Source organism: Pseudomonas entomophila, from assembly GCF_013523165.1.
GTDB lineage: Bacteria > Pseudomonadota > Gammaproteobacteria > Pseudomonadales > Pseudomonadaceae > Aquipseudomonas > Aquipseudomonas entomophila_A.
Genome location: NZ_JAAMQI010000009.1, coordinates 109,248 through 124,824 on the forward strand (window position 1 = coordinate 109,248; position 15,577 = coordinate 124,824).

General features: G+C 55.9%; 27 protein-coding genes and 2 pseudogenes. 17 read left to right on the plus strand and 12 right to left on the minus strand.

The genetic code is table 11. The features are described 5' to 3' along the window. Positions 1-27: 27 nt before the first annotated feature. Positions 28-591, minus strand: coding sequence for a hypothetical protein (locus G7Z99_RS09660; RefSeq protein WP_181093483.1), 564 nt, complete (start codon positions 589-591; stop codon positions 28-30). Positions 592-634: 43 nt separating this feature from the next. On the opposite strand from G7Z99_RS09660, the gene G7Z99_RS09665 reads away from it, so the two are divergent. After that, on the plus strand, positions 635-1,180 hold the full coding sequence (locus G7Z99_RS09665; protein ID WP_181093484.1) for a hypothetical protein: 546 nt from the start codon (positions 635-637) through the stop codon (positions 1,178-1,180). A 33-nt stretch (positions 1,181-1,213) separates the two neighbouring features. Here G7Z99_RS09665 and G7Z99_RS19855 read toward each other — a convergent pair. Beyond that, positions 1,214-1,447 (minus strand): annotated as a pseudogene (locus G7Z99_RS19855) (DNA cytosine methyltransferase); the annotation flags it as partial. 165 nt (positions 1,448-1,612) lie between these two features. On the opposite strand from G7Z99_RS19855, the gene G7Z99_RS09670 reads away from it, so the two are divergent. Next, positions 1,613-2,329, plus strand: a complete 717-nt coding sequence (locus tag G7Z99_RS09670) for a hypothetical protein (RefSeq protein WP_181093485.1) — start codon at positions 1,613-1,615, stop codon at positions 2,327-2,329. 9 nt (positions 2,330-2,338) lie between these two features. On the opposite strand, the gene G7Z99_RS19995 is transcribed toward G7Z99_RS09670, so the two are convergent. Next, positions 2,339-2,647, minus strand: coding sequence for a site-specific DNA-methyltransferase (locus tag G7Z99_RS19995; RefSeq protein WP_308812286.1), 309 nt, complete (start codon positions 2,645-2,647; stop codon positions 2,339-2,341). Between the two features lie 28 nt (positions 2,648-2,675). Further along, positions 2,676-3,551, minus strand: a complete 876-nt coding sequence (locus G7Z99_RS09675; protein WP_308812287.1) for a DNA methyltransferase — start codon at positions 3,549-3,551, stop codon at positions 2,676-2,678. Between the two features lie 725 nt (positions 3,552-4,276). Between G7Z99_RS09675 and G7Z99_RS09680 the strand changes: the two genes are divergently transcribed. Then, the gene (locus tag G7Z99_RS09680) at positions 4,277-4,522 is read left to right on the plus strand and encodes a hypothetical protein (protein WP_181093486.1); all 246 of its coding nucleotides are present in this window, start codon (positions 4,277-4,279) and stop codon (positions 4,520-4,522) included. 119 nt (positions 4,523-4,641) lie between these two features. After that, positions 4,642-5,079 (plus strand): hypothetical protein, encoded by a 438-nt coding sequence (locus tag G7Z99_RS09685; RefSeq protein WP_181093487.1) that lies wholly within the window; start codon positions 4,642-4,644, stop codon positions 5,077-5,079. Between the two features lie 109 nt (positions 5,080-5,188). On the opposite strand, the gene G7Z99_RS20000 is transcribed toward G7Z99_RS09685, so the two are convergent. Genes G7Z99_RS20000 through G7Z99_RS09710 form a run of 5 tightly spaced genes read right to left on the minus strand, consistent with a single transcriptional unit; the run spans position 5,189 to position 6,796 of the window. Continuing rightward, on the minus strand, positions 5,189-5,332 hold the full coding sequence (locus G7Z99_RS20000; protein WP_308812288.1) for a hypothetical protein: 144 nt from the start codon (positions 5,330-5,332) through the stop codon (positions 5,189-5,191). Positions 5,333-5,373: 41 nt separating this feature from the next. Further along, entirely contained in the window at positions 5,374-5,583 is a 210-nt protein-coding gene (locus G7Z99_RS09695) for a hypothetical protein (RefSeq protein ID WP_181093488.1), read from the minus strand. Positions 5,584-5,585: 2 nt separating this feature from the next. Continuing rightward, complete coding sequence (locus G7Z99_RS09700) at positions 5,586-6,125, minus strand: single-stranded DNA-binding protein (RefSeq protein WP_181093489.1); 540 nt, start codon at positions 6,123-6,125, stop codon at positions 5,586-5,588. Positions 6,126-6,134: 9 nt separating this feature from the next. Beyond that, positions 6,135-6,632 (minus strand): siphovirus Gp157 family protein, encoded by a 498-nt coding sequence (locus G7Z99_RS09705; RefSeq protein WP_181093490.1) that lies wholly within the window; start codon positions 6,630-6,632, stop codon positions 6,135-6,137. Next, on the minus strand, positions 6,629-6,796 hold the full coding sequence (locus tag G7Z99_RS09710; protein ID WP_181093491.1) for a hypothetical protein: 168 nt from the start codon (positions 6,794-6,796) through the stop codon (positions 6,629-6,631). The genes G7Z99_RS09705 and G7Z99_RS09710 overlap by 4 nt, the downstream gene beginning before the upstream one ends. A gap of 438 nt (positions 6,797-7,234) precedes the next feature. Between G7Z99_RS09710 and G7Z99_RS09715 the strand changes: the two genes are divergently transcribed. From G7Z99_RS09715 to G7Z99_RS09765, 12 genes are all read left to right on the plus strand, one after another. Beyond that, positions 7,235-7,555, plus strand: coding sequence for a hypothetical protein (locus tag G7Z99_RS09715; RefSeq protein ID WP_181093492.1), 321 nt, complete (start codon positions 7,235-7,237; stop codon positions 7,553-7,555). A gap of 104 nt (positions 7,556-7,659) precedes the next feature. Then, positions 7,660-8,031, plus strand: coding sequence for a chemotaxis protein (locus tag G7Z99_RS09720; RefSeq protein ID WP_181093493.1), 372 nt, complete (start codon positions 7,660-7,662; stop codon positions 8,029-8,031). Next, entirely contained in the window at positions 8,031-8,423 is a 393-nt protein-coding gene (locus G7Z99_RS09725; protein ID WP_258196992.1) for a hypothetical protein, read from the plus strand. The genes G7Z99_RS09720 and G7Z99_RS09725 overlap by 1 nt, the downstream gene beginning before the upstream one ends. Further along, positions 8,395-8,586, plus strand: a complete 192-nt coding sequence (locus G7Z99_RS09730) for a hypothetical protein (RefSeq protein ID WP_181093494.1) — start codon at positions 8,395-8,397, stop codon at positions 8,584-8,586. Before G7Z99_RS09725 ends, G7Z99_RS09730 begins: the two co-directional genes overlap by 29 nt. Then, positions 8,583-8,831, plus strand: a complete 249-nt coding sequence (locus G7Z99_RS09735; protein WP_181093495.1) for a hypothetical protein — start codon at positions 8,583-8,585, stop codon at positions 8,829-8,831. Before G7Z99_RS09730 ends, G7Z99_RS09735 begins: the two co-directional genes overlap by 4 nt. Before the next feature lie 2 nt (positions 8,832-8,833). Further along, positions 8,834-9,442, plus strand: a complete 609-nt coding sequence (locus G7Z99_RS09740; protein ID WP_181093496.1) for a putative metallopeptidase — start codon at positions 8,834-8,836, stop codon at positions 9,440-9,442. Between the two features lie 31 nt (positions 9,443-9,473). Beyond that, positions 9,474-9,950 (plus strand): DUF2280 domain-containing protein, encoded by a 477-nt coding sequence (locus G7Z99_RS09745; protein WP_181093497.1) that lies wholly within the window; start codon positions 9,474-9,476, stop codon positions 9,948-9,950. Next, the gene (locus G7Z99_RS09750) at positions 9,925-11,253 is read left to right on the plus strand and encodes a phage terminase large subunit family protein (protein WP_181093498.1); all 1,329 of its coding nucleotides are present in this window, start codon (positions 9,925-9,927) and stop codon (positions 11,251-11,253) included. Before G7Z99_RS09745 ends, G7Z99_RS09750 begins: the two co-directional genes overlap by 26 nt. A gap of 79 nt (positions 11,254-11,332) precedes the next feature. Further along, positions 11,333-11,578: a hypothetical protein gene (locus G7Z99_RS09755; RefSeq protein WP_258196993.1), complete on the plus strand. Its 246-nt coding sequence runs from the start codon at positions 11,333-11,335 to the stop codon at positions 11,576-11,578. Then, the gene (locus G7Z99_RS19860; RefSeq protein WP_308812289.1) at positions 11,562-11,648 is read left to right on the plus strand and encodes a hypothetical protein; all 87 of its coding nucleotides are present in this window, start codon (positions 11,562-11,564) and stop codon (positions 11,646-11,648) included. Before G7Z99_RS09755 ends, G7Z99_RS19860 begins: the two co-directional genes overlap by 17 nt. A 289-nt stretch (positions 11,649-11,937) precedes the next feature. Beyond that, complete coding sequence (locus G7Z99_RS09760) at positions 11,938-12,750, plus strand: lipid II-degrading bacteriocin (protein WP_181093499.1); 813 nt, start codon at positions 11,938-11,940, stop codon at positions 12,748-12,750. Between the two features lie 168 nt (positions 12,751-12,918). Further along, entirely contained in the window at positions 12,919-13,116 is a 198-nt protein-coding gene (locus tag G7Z99_RS09765) for a hypothetical protein (RefSeq protein ID WP_181093500.1), read from the plus strand. Positions 13,117-13,721: 605 nt separating this feature from the next. Here G7Z99_RS09765 and G7Z99_RS09770 read toward each other — a convergent pair. Beyond that, positions 13,722-13,967: a hypothetical protein gene (locus G7Z99_RS09770; RefSeq protein ID WP_181093501.1), complete on the minus strand. Its 246-nt coding sequence runs from the start codon at positions 13,965-13,967 to the stop codon at positions 13,722-13,724. Positions 13,968-14,242: 275 nt separating this feature from the next. On the opposite strand from G7Z99_RS09770, the pseudogene G7Z99_RS09775 reads away from it, so the two are divergent. After that, positions 14,243-14,705: pseudogene (locus tag G7Z99_RS09775) on the plus strand (DinB/UmuC family translesion DNA polymerase); the annotation flags it as partial. On the opposite strand, the gene G7Z99_RS09780 reads toward G7Z99_RS09775, so the two are convergent. Then, the gene (locus G7Z99_RS09780; RefSeq protein ID WP_258197002.1) at positions 14,630-14,956 is read right to left on the minus strand and encodes a hypothetical protein; all 327 of its coding nucleotides are present in this window, start codon (positions 14,954-14,956) and stop codon (positions 14,630-14,632) included. The pseudogene G7Z99_RS09775 and the gene G7Z99_RS09780 overlap by 76 nt on opposite strands. 83 nt (positions 14,957-15,039) lie before the next feature. Continuing rightward, the gene (locus G7Z99_RS09785; protein ID WP_181093502.1) at positions 15,040-15,561 is read right to left on the minus strand and encodes a DUF421 domain-containing protein; all 522 of its coding nucleotides are present in this window, start codon (positions 15,559-15,561) and stop codon (positions 15,040-15,042) included. Between the last annotated feature and the right edge of the window lie 16 nt (positions 15,562-15,577).

The window sequence follows — 15,577 nt, forward strand, 5'->3', positions numbered from 1 at the left end:
TCAGGTGGGCGAGTTTTCCTTGCAGCGCTAGCATTTGCCGCACGCAGTGCCCAGCTGCCAGGCGCCTTTGCAAACCGGTTCGTCGATCTCAACCGGCGCGCTCGGCTCTGCCCTGGCGGATAGGTACCCGCGAATACTGCCCCGCACGTCGTATAGCCATGGAGACTTAGCTGCCTCGCGCAGCAGCGCCTGCGCCTCGGCCAGCTGGGCGCGCATCTTCTCGCAGCGCATGTATTCCTGATGACCCGACACCGTCAGGTCGCTGACCTTCTGGCGCAGCCGCTCAACCTCGGCAGGGTTGGCGTGGGTATAGAGCTTGGTGCCTAAAGCGGGCATGCGACCCTTCGCCCATGAAACCTCGTGCAGGCCAAAGCCGAAGGCGATTACTTCGCCTACCGGCTCAGCTAGGGCGTGCTGGGTCTCCCGCGTCGCCTCATACCCGGCCCGAAACGCGGTGAAGTCATTTTGCGTGGCCGGATGCTCGAAGCCGTCGCCGTCGACCGCCAAGTCGTGATCATCCAGGCCTAGCGGGTTGAACTTGATGTAGAGGTCGCGCAGGCTTACAGAGGCATAATATATTTTAGAAGGCATAGTTTATCTGCTAAATTTGAAGAAAACTAATTTTGGATTTAAAATGCAAATAACTGATGTTTTGAGCTGTGTTGCAAGCATTTCAACCTTTCTAGCTTCTGGTTTTGCGTTTTTTGCAGTTAATAACTGGCGTAGGCAGTATGTTTTCCAAAAGAAGTATGAAGTCATCTTGGAGTTAAGAGGATACTTATTTAAATCGTCGGCGCTTGGTAAGTATGTTTTTTCTGTCAGGGAATGTTTTTCAGAATCTGTAAAAAGTGGAATTGATTCTGATCTTTTCAATGCTGACAATTTCCCTTACGCCGCGCAACAGGAATGGTTTGTTCATATAGGTGAAATGCAGATTTGCTGGGGGCTGCTAAAGTCCACCCTCAGTAAGAAAGAGCTAATGAGATTTAGTACCTGTCCTGCATGTATCGAGGAAAAAGTCAGAGAGTTGATAAATTCCATGATAAATATTTCATGTGGGAAGCCTAAGGGTAATCTGGCTGAGCTTTATAAGGTAAGTAGTCAGGGGGTGGTGGAAGTGCAGGGTCTCTACAAAAAGCTTGAAGAGCAATGTCGATTTGCTCTTAGTGAAATATCTTAAAATTAGTTGGTACTGAAAAATTTCGGTGCTCGGCTAGGCTGCATTTGTCTTAAAACAGCTTGCACGCCATGGATCATTGGCTTGAGCAAGAGCCGCCATGGGCGGCGGGCTGACGCTGTTGCCACACATGTGCACCTGCTCGGTCTTGGTGAAAGGCTTACCGTCGGCGCCGTGGTGGATGACGTAACCTCCGGAGAAGCCCTGAGTTTGGTATAGCCCGTTCGGCTGCAAGGTGCGAAGGCAGGTATCGACGGCACGCATTGGCGTGCGGCATATAGCCGCCTTGTTGTAGATGTTGGTTGAAGGTGGGGGCGAGTTTCTTCAGAAAAACATACGCCGAATAGGCTAGACGATTCAGAATGGCTATGTCTGTTGTTGAATAGTCACAGCTTTTGGAATAATCTTGGGTTGGTAGCCTAAGGAATGGAATCCATGAGAAAAGTAAATCCCCAAGACGTATGCACGGCATTTATTAACCAAGTTGATGCGGCTCTTGCGCACTACGAGCGTGTTATTTTGGCTCTACAAGGCAGTTCTAATGTAAAGCTTGATACGAGCTTGATGTCAAAGAGCTTGCTTCATCAGGTATTTGTTGATTTTGAATGTTTCCTTTCTGATCTATTTATTGCTTATCTAAATCGAGATTTTACACAATTCCATACTAAGTTTGAGAGTGAGGCAAAAAAGGCGATTAAGAAAGACAAGCACAGTCAGTGGCTTATTGATAGAGTTACTTTTACTCGTCCTTCCCACCTTACCCTCGATGAGCTTGCAGAAGCAATTGATCCAACTGGTTGGAATACAACCTTTAAAAACTGCGCTGACATGAAAGATCGTGCTAGGAAGTGGCTAGTGAAGGCGCATGCAGATCATATCAACAAGCTCGATGTTGAAAGTGAACGACTCATAGATACGTCGAGAACTATACGCAACTGTATTGCACACCAGAGTACAGGGTCAAAAAGAATCATGAATCTCGCCTTGGCCAACATAGAGCAGGGGCCAGGCACACCTAACCATGAATTGGGTCGTGGTGTTCGAGAGGTTCAGGACGTTGGCGCTTATCTTAAAGCACAAATTGAGGGCGGTGCTCGAGCGCAGGTGTATGCACGGCGATTAAAGGAGGTTGCGCAGCTTTTGATAGTATGAGTAAGTAGCTCATCTACCGAATAGACTCAGCTGCAATCCGCAAGCGTTTTCATGCTGTGCTGCGACCCTGGCCTGCTCATGCTCAATGCGAGCCTTTGTGATCGCTAAGTACTCGGGGTACAGTTCGCAGCCGATGAACTTGAGGCCTTCACGCATGGCCGCCTTGCCAGTGCTGCCGCTACCCATGAACGGGTCCAGCACAATTCCGCCGGCCGGCGTGACCAGTCGGCAGAGGTAGGCCATCAGGTCGGTGGGCTTGACCGTGGGATGGTGGTTGCCATTGCGTCTGGGCCAGTCTGCTTGCTCGCGCTCTCGCATAGTGGCGTGGGCTGCTACGGCCGACTGTTCATGAGAGTGCAGCCCATCGTTTCGATCTGCGCGGCTGGCCTTCGCAGTAGAAGAACCGGGCCGCGCTACCCGAGTCCATGCGGCGCTCGCCGGGCTTCATACGAAAGCCGACCTGGCCAACATTACCGCTGTCTGCCGAGGGCTCATCGCCGCGGCCGCGCTTCATGGCGCCCCAGGTGTTCTGTGTCTTGCGGGCTTTGCTATTCGTGCTCACGTTTGCAAGCTGTCCAGGCGCATTGGGAAACTCGCCGATCACCTCAGGACTCCCATCGTGGATCAGGTTGGCGGGCCAGCGACCATCCTTCGTATGACCCTCAAAGGCCACGCCGCTTTGATGAGTCTTGCCTGTCCTGTTCTGGTCGGCGCCTGGCGCCATGCGCTGTACCGTGTAGGCATAGCCTTGCGAGTCGACGGAGTGAATGCGGCACGCGTCGATATTGATCGCGCCAGTGCCATGCGCCAGCACGTTTGCCGCCACAGTACCGATCAGCGGTTTGCGGGCGACGGTGATCGGCTTCAGCGCGGGCTTGAGTGCAGTACCCCAGCCTTGCCATTCGCCGTCCAGGTTGTGCGACTTCGGGAAGCCCGAGCCATAGACCCAGGCAATCATGTCGCGGATCTCGAAGCCAGCGTCCTCGATGCGGACGGCCATGCGGTGCTGGGTGCGGGTGCCGGCGAAGGCCAGTAGGTGGCCACCGGGCTTTAGCACGCGCAGGCACTCGACCCAAGTGTCGACGCTGGGCACATCGTAGTCCCAGCGCTTTCCCATGAATTTCAAGCCGTAAGGCGGGTCGGTGACAATGCTATCGACCGAGTTCTCAGGCATAGCCTGCATCGCCTTGATGCAGTTGCCAAGGTGAAGTGTGTAGGTCATGGCTTGCTCCATGCGTGCAGGCGCCGCCCTCGCCGGACAAGCGTTATCGTTGAAGGAGAATTGGCATTTGAGCGCGGCGCGGTCGCTTCAAGTTTGAGCGAGCACCGAGCAGCCGCATTGGATATGCTTGAGCACCTGAACAAGGATTCGAGGTGATTTAGTGAAAATTGTTGTTTCTTTGCTCGCTGTTGCAGTAATTTCAGGATGCTCTTTTCAGTTTGGCAGGTCGGCCGAGGAGCAAGAGAGAGATGACAAGATCATAGAAATGTATATGCGCGGGGGCGAGATTGCTCGGCAGGCGGAAATCAAAAAAGCTCGTGAGGAACGAGAGCGTCAAGAAATCGAAAAGTCAGCGCAGACGTGTACTTGGCCGGTTTGGCTATGCGGGTCGTAGCGCCAGATCTACAGATGACATTGCGGTAGAAAGACTGGTGGTGCAGGTGTGCACTGACTGGCCCGGCAGCGTCCGCATCATGTCAATGCAGTCGCCCACCAGGACGCGGTGCTGGTCCATGGCTTGCTCCATGCGTGCAGGCGCCGCCCTTGCCAGGGAGGCGTAATTTCTTTAGGGGAAAATAAATTTCTTGACAAAATTCGTAATGAAATTCTGATTTCGTTGATCATATTTGATCAATAAAATCAGTGTGTTAAGAAAATAATTAGGTTGCGATTTGAAATCTGTGGGCGCATGTTTATGCCTCAAGCCAACCTTGAGGCAATCCAAAATGATCTTGATCGTTACAGAAGCTGAGCTGGATGGAATTGATTTCACGTCGCATCAAAAGGTGGCCCTGGCGAGAAGTGCAGATGATCCGATTCACGCCACTGCTTTCAGCTGGCCGCAGCCAGCTTGGGATTCCGTCAAATTTCCCGAGAGCAAGGTGCTAGTCCTAGTTGAAGATCCTTTTGACCTGACTACAGAGAAAAGGGTAAGAGCAAAGGTGCTTGCCATATTGGGATGGAATAGCTGACTTCATTTGCTACCCTAAGCAGATCTCCCTTTGTCTTGGTATGGTGGCAATTTGGTCTGGGATGGGCTATCAAGTGTTGGCTCAGTCGAGCGCCATTAACTAAAAGAAGGTATGTGAGTATGGACTTTCAGCAAAATCCGGATGAATTCGTTAGGTACATAGGCCAAATTTCCCGCGACTTCAGCCATGCCCGAGCGAATTTTCTGGATCGGCTTGAGCACTGGAAGCTGCTGTCCGAAAAAAACTTTGGAGGATTGGTAACTATCGAGAAACTTCCGGACGACCGCGGCTTCACTGGAGCAGTGCTGAGCAGGCCGTTTACCATGCTGATTTCCCCATTGGCTATAAATGGGCAAGGGCGTGGAGAGGTAGTAGTTACTGCTAAAGATCTCAATGGTAAGCAGTTTGAGATTGCTCGCTTTAACGTTGATCGTGAAGGTGACCTTGCTGACAGCTTCGCTATCGAAGGGGGTGATCGCGACAATATGATGAGCATCAAGATATTCATGGGCGTGCTTAAAAAAGTAGTGGAAACGCCTACTCACTCTGGCAGCTAGGGCTTAAACCCAAGATTTGCTTTAATCGGAAAGACTCAAGCCTCCGCGCCGCAGCCGGTGACACCGTGATCTCGTGGCGCGGAGGTGTCAGGAGCGGCAGCGCGCCAGCCTACTCCTCCAGTCCAGCCCATTCCGTTAGCTCCAGCAGGGCCTGCTTAGTCCCTGGTCGAACCTTCGAGCGCAGGTCTTCTTCCTGCAACCTTGCCGACTTCTCTCGCCTGCGCCGGTCGCGCTGGGCCTGTTCCATCGCCATGCGGCGCCTCCTTCAAGCCGCTGGGCGGCATGGTGAATTGGTCACGCCGCCTGTGCAATTGCAGGGCGCGGTGTATCTTCCTGTTCAAGCTGGATCTCCATGTCTTTGTCGTTCCAGCCTGCGAGCCACCAGCCGTAGTCGACGGTGAGGTGGCCGTAGGGCTGGGAGAGGCGGCACCGGCCCGCTTGGCGATCGGCGCGGCCCTGGTAGTAGGCGGTGGGGTGTTCGAGGCGTGGGGCTCGCTTCTTCATGGCTATGCACCTGAGAGGTGATGGAGCGGCTTGAAGGGGATGTCGTCGTCGAAGCTGTCGTAGTCTGGGCCGTTCGTGCCCTGCTGACTCTGCTGGTGGTGCCCATAGCTCTGGCTCTGCTGCTGACGCTGCTGGGGTCGTTGTTGCTGCCGCGCCTGCTGCTGGCGACCTTGCTGCTGACCGCCACCCTGATCATCCTGGTGCCCGCCGAGCAGCTGCATCCTGCCTTGCATGTCCACGATGATCTCGGTGGTGTACCGCTTGATGCCGTCCCTCTCCCACTCGCGGGTTTGCAGCTTGCCCTCGACGTGCACTTGAGAGCCCTTGCGCAGGTACTCGCCGGCGATCTCGGCCAGGCGCCCGAACAGCGAGACGCGGTGCCACTCGGTGCGCTCGACCTTCTGGCCGGACTGCTTGTCGGTCCACTGCTTGCTGGTGGTCAGGCTCAAGCTGGTGACCGCGTTACCGTTCGGCAGGTAGCGGACGTCTGGATCCTGACCGCAGGTACCGACCAGGATGACTTTGTTTACTCCACGGGCCATGGGACCTCCTTACTTGATGTGCACTGAGGACTTGCCGCGCTCCAGGCGCGCGCCCTTGATCTCTTTGCCGGCCTTGAGCTGGTCGGCGATGGCCTTCTTGTTCGGGGTGGTGGTGACCTTGACCGACACCAGGTCATCCGGCAGCAGCTTCTCGTCATCGACGACAACCGAGTTCCGCCCCTTGGCCAGGGTGATGGTGAACAGCGGGCAGCTGATCTTGGTGATCTGTGCGGCCTCCATGTTCTCGCGCAGGTAGTCGATGATCTGGCCCTTACGGTTGGAGAGGAGCCGCTTCCGCTCCTCCAGCCGGGCAATCTCGACGTCGACTGCCTCGATATCGCCGTCCATGTTCAGGATCACCCGACTGACGGCCAGCGCCTTGTCGTTGAACTCAGCTTCGATGGCGCCCATGGTGTCGCGGACGGCGATCGCCAAGTCTTCATCGGCGCCGTCCATCAGCACGGCCAGCTCCTTGAACTGACCGGTCAGCTCGTAGAGGCTGCTCATGCGGCGGCTCCTTGATCAGCTGGCTTGGTCTTGAGTTCGACCTGGCGCGCCTCGTAGGCCTCGGCCAGGCGGCGCAGGTAGCTGGTCTCGTTGCGGGCCGTCGCGCTGCGAACGTACTTGGTGTTGAGCAGCTTGAGTTCGTGCAGCGTCACAGCGCGGGCCATGGTTTCATCGCATTAAACCCGGCCACCGCGTCGGGTTTTTTGTTGCCTTATGAATGTGCAGAGACCCACTGCCAGGGTGGCCCGAGAGGGGACCTGGACGCGGATAAGCCGGTAGTGCCGCGACGTGAAAAACACCGGCAGCCTAGGCGATCGCGCAGCTTGCATGCGGATCGGCCTGAGGTGGGGGGAGAGAGACCCTATGAACCAGTACCGCTTGCATAGATTGGGCGCTCAAAGAATCCAGAGAGGCGGCGAAAAAAGATCTGTACGAGCGAAGAAACTCCTGTTTTCATAGCAGCGTGTCCAGCTTGCAACCCGCTATACGACATAAGGCTCTGGCAAGAATGGGGCCGCATTACATGTGATTAGATAAATTTCTTGACTATAAATTAGGGTTCACTGGCACGGTAGCCAAATATTCAAGCTAAGGAAGGGAAAATGTACTCTGCAAAAACTGTATTCATAGCTTCAATGCTCTTAGCTCTAGCCGGGTGCGAAAACAAGAAGGTTGAGTCCTGCCCGCAAGCAGGAAGAGATTTTTTAGAAAAATCAATTCGTGCTCACTTTGATAAGTCCTACCCTAAATTCGGAGGCAGTGCCGTTCAAATTCTTTCGGATGAGAAGTATGAAAAAGCACCGAATGTATGGATGGTTTCTGTTAATGCCCCAGACAAAGGATATACGGCTCTTGTCTCGTGTACAGGTCAGGTGGAGTTATCTGGTAACCAGCTGGGGCCTTCGACGCCACCAAGGTCCTGATAGATAATGTTAGCAACAGGCCCCAGTTGATCAGCTGGGGCCTGGAGATGGCTCATTTTCAGGCCTCGCCATCGTGCGGGGCTTTTTCATTTATGGAGCACTCAATGGATCCGACCGACCTCGGCCCAGGCACAGCCACCTGGCTGGGCGGAACGGGCGCTGTATTGCTGGGCGGCCTGCTTTGGCTTCGCCGCTTCCTTTCCAAAGACGCTGCTGATCGCGCCATGGATAGCGCCGATATCGGCACCGTGCGCCGGCTCAATGAGCTGCTCGATTCCGAGCGCGATGCTCGCAAACTGGCCGAAGCTCGAGCCGATCAGTTCGCCCAAGAGCGCAATGAGCTGAACCGATCCATGGGGAAGCTTGAGGGCAACATCCTGATGCTCACCCGGCAGGTAGAGCAGTTGACCAAGAAGGTCACCAGCCAGAGCGAGGAGATCTCGCGCCTACGTGCCCAACTTGGAGGTGCCCGGTGATGGACAGATGCGCATGGGAATTCATGGCCCGCCGCTGGTGGCGCCGGGTTGAGGTGTGGGTCATTGCCCTGCTGCTGGTGGTCGGTGGCGGCTTCGGCGGTTACCAGCTGGCGCAGTGGACGCTGGCCAAGACCTACCTAGAGCAGGTCGCTGAGGTACGCAAGGCCTACGACGCCACGACCGAGCAGCGCGACCTGCGCTTGGATGAGCTGGCGCGCCAGACCGGTACCGCCGTCGCCAAGGCCTCGAAGGCCGCAACCACCGCCACCCAGGGGCCGACAAGGCAGACGAGGCCCTCAGCCGAGTCTCACCATGAGCGCGCCACAATATCGACATGCGCCGTTTCGTGGCGCGGGAGTCCCCATGAGCAATGTCAGCCGTATTCGTCATGAGCTTCCAGTGAGCCTAGAGATCATCGGCGCGGTCACCGATTTCGATGCCGCCCTGGCAAAGGCCATTGACGCCGCGAAAGAGGCTGGCCTTCCGCAGGGGCTGCTGGTTGGCCTGCTACACGGCCACGCCCATGCAGAGACGCACAAGATGGTGACTGCGTGAAGGTGGTCGAGCTTCAGCGTGAGAGCTGGCGCGGCGCATCGAAGACACTACGCCAGATTGCTGATCAGCTTGATAGCAGGGAGCTGCCGGTGTGCAACATTGGCGTTCTGGCCATGCGGAGCCCCGCGGGCCAGGTCGAGATATTCGGGTTCGGCCCGGTCGCCGATGACCTGCAAGCCCTGGCGCTGTTCAGGCTGGCCGAGCAAAAGCTGATTGACGTGCTGCTGGAGCAGCCAGAGGGTTAGGCATGAACAGACCAGCCCCGCCGTCCGACTTGCTCGACCACATCTTCCTCACCCTGCGCCCAGCGCCTGAGGTGTGGGACTGGATCAACACCGAGATACTCGCCGACACTGGCAGCCTGCATAACCCCGACCACGCTCACCTGTTGGATGCCAGCATCCAGGTGCTGTGGGCATCCCACTCGTTCGCCAAACAGGGCCGCACGGTCCTCGGTCAGGCCGAACAGGTCATGCACCGCGCTGGCGGATGGCAGAAGGCCCGCCAAGAGCAGCAGATGCGGGAGTGGTTCGGCGAAGAGCCCCAGTTCCTCATTACCCTGGCCGCCAACTACTGCGCTCAGTGCACCGACGCCGAGTTCTGCGCCTTGGTCGAGCATGAGCTGTACCACATCGCCCAGGCGACCGATCAGTACGGCGCACCCAAGTTCACCCAGGACGGCATGCCCAAGCTCGAGATGCGTGGACACGACGTCGAGGAGTTCATCGGTGTGGTCCGTCGCTACGGTGCCAGCCACGATGTAAAGCAGCTGATCGACGCTGCAAGCCGGCCGCCTGAGGTGGCCAAGATCAACATTGCGAGGGCCTGCGGAACCTGTCTACTCAAGTCGGCGTGATTCTGGACAGGCTCTGGACGGATGAAAGCCTATGGCAGCCCTCAGCAACGACGTGAAGGCCTTTATCGTTCAAGCCTTGGCGTGCTTCGACACGCCTTCACAGGTGGTAGAGGCCGTCCAGAGAGAATTCAGCATCACCGTGACCCGCCAGCAGGTGGAAACGCACGATCCCACCAAGTACTCCGGGAAGGGCCTGGCCAAGCGATGGGTTGTCCTGTTCGAGGATACCCGCAGGCGCTTCCGCGAAGAGATAGCAGACATACCGATCGCCAACAGAGCGTTCCGCCTCCGTGGCCTTGGCCGCATGGCTGAGAAGGCCGAGAACATGCGCAACCTGGCATTGACTGCCCAGCTGTACGAGCAGGCCGCCAAGGAATGCGGCGACATGTACGTCAACCGCAAAATCGAACCCGACAAGCCCCTGGGCTCCCAGGCGGACCAGCAGCACGCCGTTGCTGAGTACACGCTGGAGCCAGACGAGAATGTCCCGACTACCCCGTACCTATGACCCGCCGGTGAAGCTGACGCCGAAGCAGGCGAACATCTACGTGTGGGGTTTCCAGCCGCAAGCCCGCTTCCGGGATGCGGTGTGCGGCCGGCGTTTCGGCAAGACCTTCCTAGGCAAAGCAGAGATGCGCCGCGCGGCGCGCCTGGCTGCTGAGTGGGGTGTCAGCGTCGAGGACGAGATCTGGTACGGCGCGCCAACGTTCAAGCAGGCCAAGCGCGTGTTCTGGCGTCGCCTGAAGCAGGCTATCCCAGAAGCCTGGCGCGCGGCCCGTCCGAACGAGACCGAATGCTCGATCACGCTCAAGTCCGGCCCCATCATGCGCGTGGTCGGCCTGGACAACTACGACAACCTGCGCGGCTCCGGCCTGTTCTTCGTCTTGGTGGATGAGTGGGCCGACTGCCCGTGGGCGGCATGGGAGGAAGTGCTGCGCCCAATGCTCTCGACCTGCCAGTACACGATCCCCCAGACAGGCGAGTCGAGGAAGGGCGGCCATGCGCTGCGGATCGGCACACCCAAAGGCTTCAACCATTGCTACGACACCTACCGCGATGGTCAGCCAGGTGGGGAGCCTGACCACAAGAGCTGGCAGTACACCTCGCTGCAGGGTGGCAACGTCCCGGCAGAGGAGCTGGACGCGGCCCGGCGCAAGATGGACCCGCGTACGTTCCGCCAGGAATACGAGGCCGGGTTCGAGAACTACGCCGGGGTCGTCTACTACACCTTCGACCGCAACGAGTGCAGCACCAGCGAACGCATCAAGCCGGGCGAGACGCTGCACATCGGCATGGACTTCAACGTGATGAAGATGAGCGCGGTGGTGTACGTCGTGCGTGACGGTCTACCGCTGGCGCTCGACGAGTTCCACACAGTGCGCGACACGCCGGAGATGATCGAGAAGATCCAAGCCCGGTTCCCAGGTCACGGCGTCTCGGTCTACCCGGACGCCAGCGGTCAGAACACCAGCAGCAAGAACGCCAGCGAGTCGGACATCTCCCTGCTGAAGAAGGCAGGCTTCACCGTGGTGGTCGACTCGCAGAACCCCGGCGTGAAGGACCAAGTCAACGCGGTCAACGCCATGTTCCTCAACACCTACGGCGAGCGGCGCCTGAAGGTCAACATCGACCAGTGCCCGAAGCTCACGCAGTGCCTGGAGCGGCAGACCTACGACAAGAACGGCGTGCCGGACAAGGATCCGAAGAAGGGCCACGACCACATGAACGACGCCGCCGGCTACTTTATCGCCAAGCGGTACCCTATCAAGAGCCAGTCGGCCGGCACTCGCCGCATCGGAGGTTTGGCGTAATGCCTGTTCAATCTACCCACCCAGACTACGACGCTCATATCGACGAGTGTCGGATGATGGACGATGCCCTGGAAGGCGAGTGCGCAATCAAGCCAACCAGCGGAAGCTGCCCAAGCCCAGCGGTATGGTCGAGGCGGAGAAGCAAGACGGCGTGGCCAACGCCTACCTCTACCAGAACTACACCGCACGGGCCCAGTACGAGCACTGGGTGCGCGACTCGCTGCGTTCGATGATGGGCCTGGTCTCCCGGCTGATCCCCGAGGTTAAGCTGCCCAGCGGGCTGAAGGGCGTGGAAAAGAACGGGAGAGCTGGCGAAAGCGTATGACAAGGCCCGAATAGCGGGCGAAGAGTGTGAGCTGGAATATGCGTCCCTATCTCCAAAAAATAATGATTAAGTTAGTTAGGGTTGCACTAAAGTTCTAGTCATAAGTTGGTAGCTTTAGACTGAATGAGCAGTCCTTCCGAAAAGTCTGGGCTGTTATTTTTGTAGTGAAACGGGAAAGTTAGGGGGCGAGCTAACGAATGAGGTGCATATAAATTTAGTAAATAAATTCTAGATTTGTGGTTTGCACTGCTGCTTTTTCTGTGTAAGGTGCTGCAAGGGTTTCTATAGCGATGCGTTTACGATGCTGACTTTGATTAACCCGAATTAATAAGTTCTGAGTATCAATAAAAGGGATTTTTATGGCTATCGTTCTTCCTCCTAGCTATGTTGGTGCGGAGTCTCCTTATTTTGGTTCCATGGGCCTAAGCCCGAATCAAGCTTACGACATGATGGCCCAGTCGGCAGGTTATTGGCTTCTGATGCAGCAACAGGCAGACGAATATTTTCGTGCCGACATGTACAAGCAAGGCGACTGGAAAAGCGCACTCAACTCTGCACTTTCTTGGAATGAGTATGAGGCAAGAGACGCTTTTGAAAAAGCCACTATTGCAGACTATATGATTGCCAAAGGTTTGAAGTCTATTGGGGATGCGATTTGGGCAAATACCCCTTATGCAGAGATTATAAGTAGCTCAGATGGTGAGCTTTCAGGAGGGGTGTATACGCCTGTTGCAGCTCTTTATCATTCATTCATGGGTGGTGGTACCCCCATGTGGACAAATTTGAACAATCTAGGGTTAGACTTTGAGGTAAGTGATTTTCCCCAAATTCAAAACGCTATGGAATCTGCAGGTCAGGGGGTTACTGGTTTATATATTGACAAGATTGCCTATTCAACCGAAGAGGATTCTATAATAACTGGGGCTTTTCTTGGAAATATCACTCTAAAAGTTGAAGGTGAAATTACTAAGGTGGGGAATCATGCTACTTTTGCAGGTACTGTAAAGGGATGGGATGATACGTACGATGCTAACGCTTCAATCCATAGATCAGAATTGGCAGAGCGTGCCACAGAACTCCTTAACATAATTCAAACACACACACCGGCTGCTCCTTATCAGATCCAGTTAGTCGGCGAAGTTCCGATCAATCTGGAGTGGGGTGGTGAATAGGCAAATAATCGGAGTAGCTCGTACTTAACTAGCGCAAGTATGCTAGATCAAGCGATTTGTGGCCGAAAAAGGTAGAGTTTGAGGGACAGGGCAGGCGTTCGCAGGCAGTTAATCCCAGTGGATAGTGGCTGGCTATACTGCCCTGACCTTCATCAGAGAGCTGTCATGATGAGCGATGGACCTATGATGCCGGACCACCCGCTATACCACCAGGCCAAGGATGCCCACCGTGCTTATCGGGAGTCGAAGGAGCGCGGCGACCCAGCAGCAACGGTCGACCGACTGCGCCTAATTTACGAGGCACAGATGAAAGCCGCGACTGACTACCAACTGCACGGCGGCACGGCCACGCTTCCTGTGCAGTGATACAGGATGGGGCGCACCCGCCAGCCGGTGATTGCCCGTCAGCGGATCTGCTCAAGTTGGTCGACGTGGCCCGGTGATGGACGTTCAAGGCTGGAACGGCAGGCCTGACTGGGGACTTTTACGCCGTGGGACAATTTGGGGACACTGAATGTCCCAAACCATGATGAATTGAAAAGCATTGGGGTTAAGCAAAATCCTTTGAATTCGGGGTCTTGAACGAAATGGTCCAACAAAATAACAGGCCCGTACTGGATTGCAAATCCGTCTACGCCGGTTCGATTCCGACCTCGGCCTCCATATTCGAAAGCCCCGCAGATCTTGGTCTGCGGGGTTTTCTTTGGGCGTCAGAAAGCCAAGCGTTCCGAAACTTTTCGGCATGAGTTCCAAAACTCGATCATTATGTGGGGCTGGTTATGGCGCGCTCTTCCATGCTTGTTTAGTAGTGCCCAAACAAGGGTCTTACTTGCCATGCCCCAGAGCGCGCCCTTAATCTCTTCTAGCCTTGAGCTGCTCGGTAATGGCCTTCTTATCTTACTGAAAATGTAGTGATGAAAAACGAGTGGGAGGTGGGGGTCAACACCCCCCACCTCCTGCAGTCGTCAAGATTACTTTAGAAGATCATATGCTGCTTGAGCAAAATTACAGTATGCGTCTTTGTCTTTTTCGTCAATTTCACCATCTGCGTTAGCGTCTCCACTGCCGTTAACCTTATCGTAGGTGCCGTCTTTCCGTGAAGAAGAGACCGAAATGGAGAACTCCAGTTCTTTTCCAGCGTAGGACTCGATCAATACTTCAGGGCTGGTATCGCCATCGATTTCTTCGAGTGAAATGCGAATTTCTTTAGTTGCCATGTGATACGGCTCCTGTATGCGAGGGCGCTGATGCGCAACAAATGCTTAGCTGCACTTGTCAACGTTGAGCCTATCCCTGCATTTCAACGCGTGGCTACTGACAATAATGCCAGTTGCCATAACGTCAGACGACGAGTTCGAGCCCCCATCACGTTGCTGACGATCAACGGGTTGCGCATCGAGGAAGCCTGCGGAAGCCTGGCAGTGTCTTGCTGGTGCTTACGTTGAACGTTTGTCCTGGCCCGGCTGCATCAAGTACTACCAATGGGCGCACCCAGACCGACGCCTGGACGCTACGCCAGACATTCAGCATGGTCGTCGAGACGACCGCCCTCAAGTTGACCGGCACACCGTGCCTGGCGTTGGATGAGACCGAGCCGCTAGAGCAGGCGATCTGCAGCAGCCGAATGTTCGGTCGACGCCTGGAGGCGCTGGCGCCGATCAAGCAGGCAGTGGCCACCTACGTCGCCCGCCGCCGAGAAACTGCGCGCGCAAGGCTCGGTCTGCAAGCGCATGCGCGTGAGTATCCGTACTGGCCTGTTCAATCCGGACGAGGTGCGCCATGCCCAGGGCGTGCTGGTGGAGTTGCCGTACCCGATCTGCGACACGTTGCTGATGACGAGCCTGGCCACGGAGGCGGTTGCCCGCCTTTACAGGCAAGGCTACCGGTACAGCAAGGCGGAGGTGCTGTTGATGGATTTGAGGCAGCCTGAAGAGTGTTCAGGGGACTTGTTCGCGCCGACATTCGGTCGAATATCGCGGAACTGAAACGGCCGGACCTTGGTGGCTAGGTCGATGTTGTCATCGGCGATCAGCTTGCGAGCCGCTTTATCTCGCGCCTCACTAAAACGATTCCTCAGCATTTCCCAGCTCATCCGCAAACCTGAATCGTTGGTGATGAGGCGTGAGTTGCGCACGCCTTGCAGTTTATGCCGCTCAAACAGTGCCTCGATGAAGGCGCCAAGGTCGGTCAGTTCACCATTGGACATGGCGTCGGATGCGAAGCTTCTTGTCTGTCTTGTTCTGAGCGACCCACAGGTAATCCTCTACTGTGTGCCGTGTCGCTCATTCATCAAAGCTCCGGCTTGTTGACACCCTCAAGAGCTGAAAGCTCACCAGCATCAGACTGAACGACGCTAAAACTACCGTCGGTTTCGAGAACTACCGCATCTACTCGTGCGAGAGAGCCGCTACCGCTCCCTCGAACTGCTGATCGTATGTCATCCTCAGTGACCCGCGACTTACGCATAGCGTTCTTGAGAAATCTACCTTGGTAAAACAATAGCGCGGGCTCACCCGTTACCGCCTTGCGTACCCAACGTACTCTGACGCTTGACCACGTAACCCCGTATTGGAGCATGACGAGCAGCGCCAGTGCGAGGGTCCCTTGCGCCAACGAAACATCTCGATTGAGCAGTATGGTGGCGAAGGTGGAGCCCAGCGCCACCGTCACAACCAGATCGAAGGCATTCATTTTGGAAAGCGTTCGCCTCCCCGATATCCGCAGAAGTACTACCAAGTTGAGGTACGCGAGGGTGCCGATAACCACTGTACGGAGCAGTGTCGCCCCGTCGCTGAAAAACATGCCTTCCATCTACCCTCCGATTGTT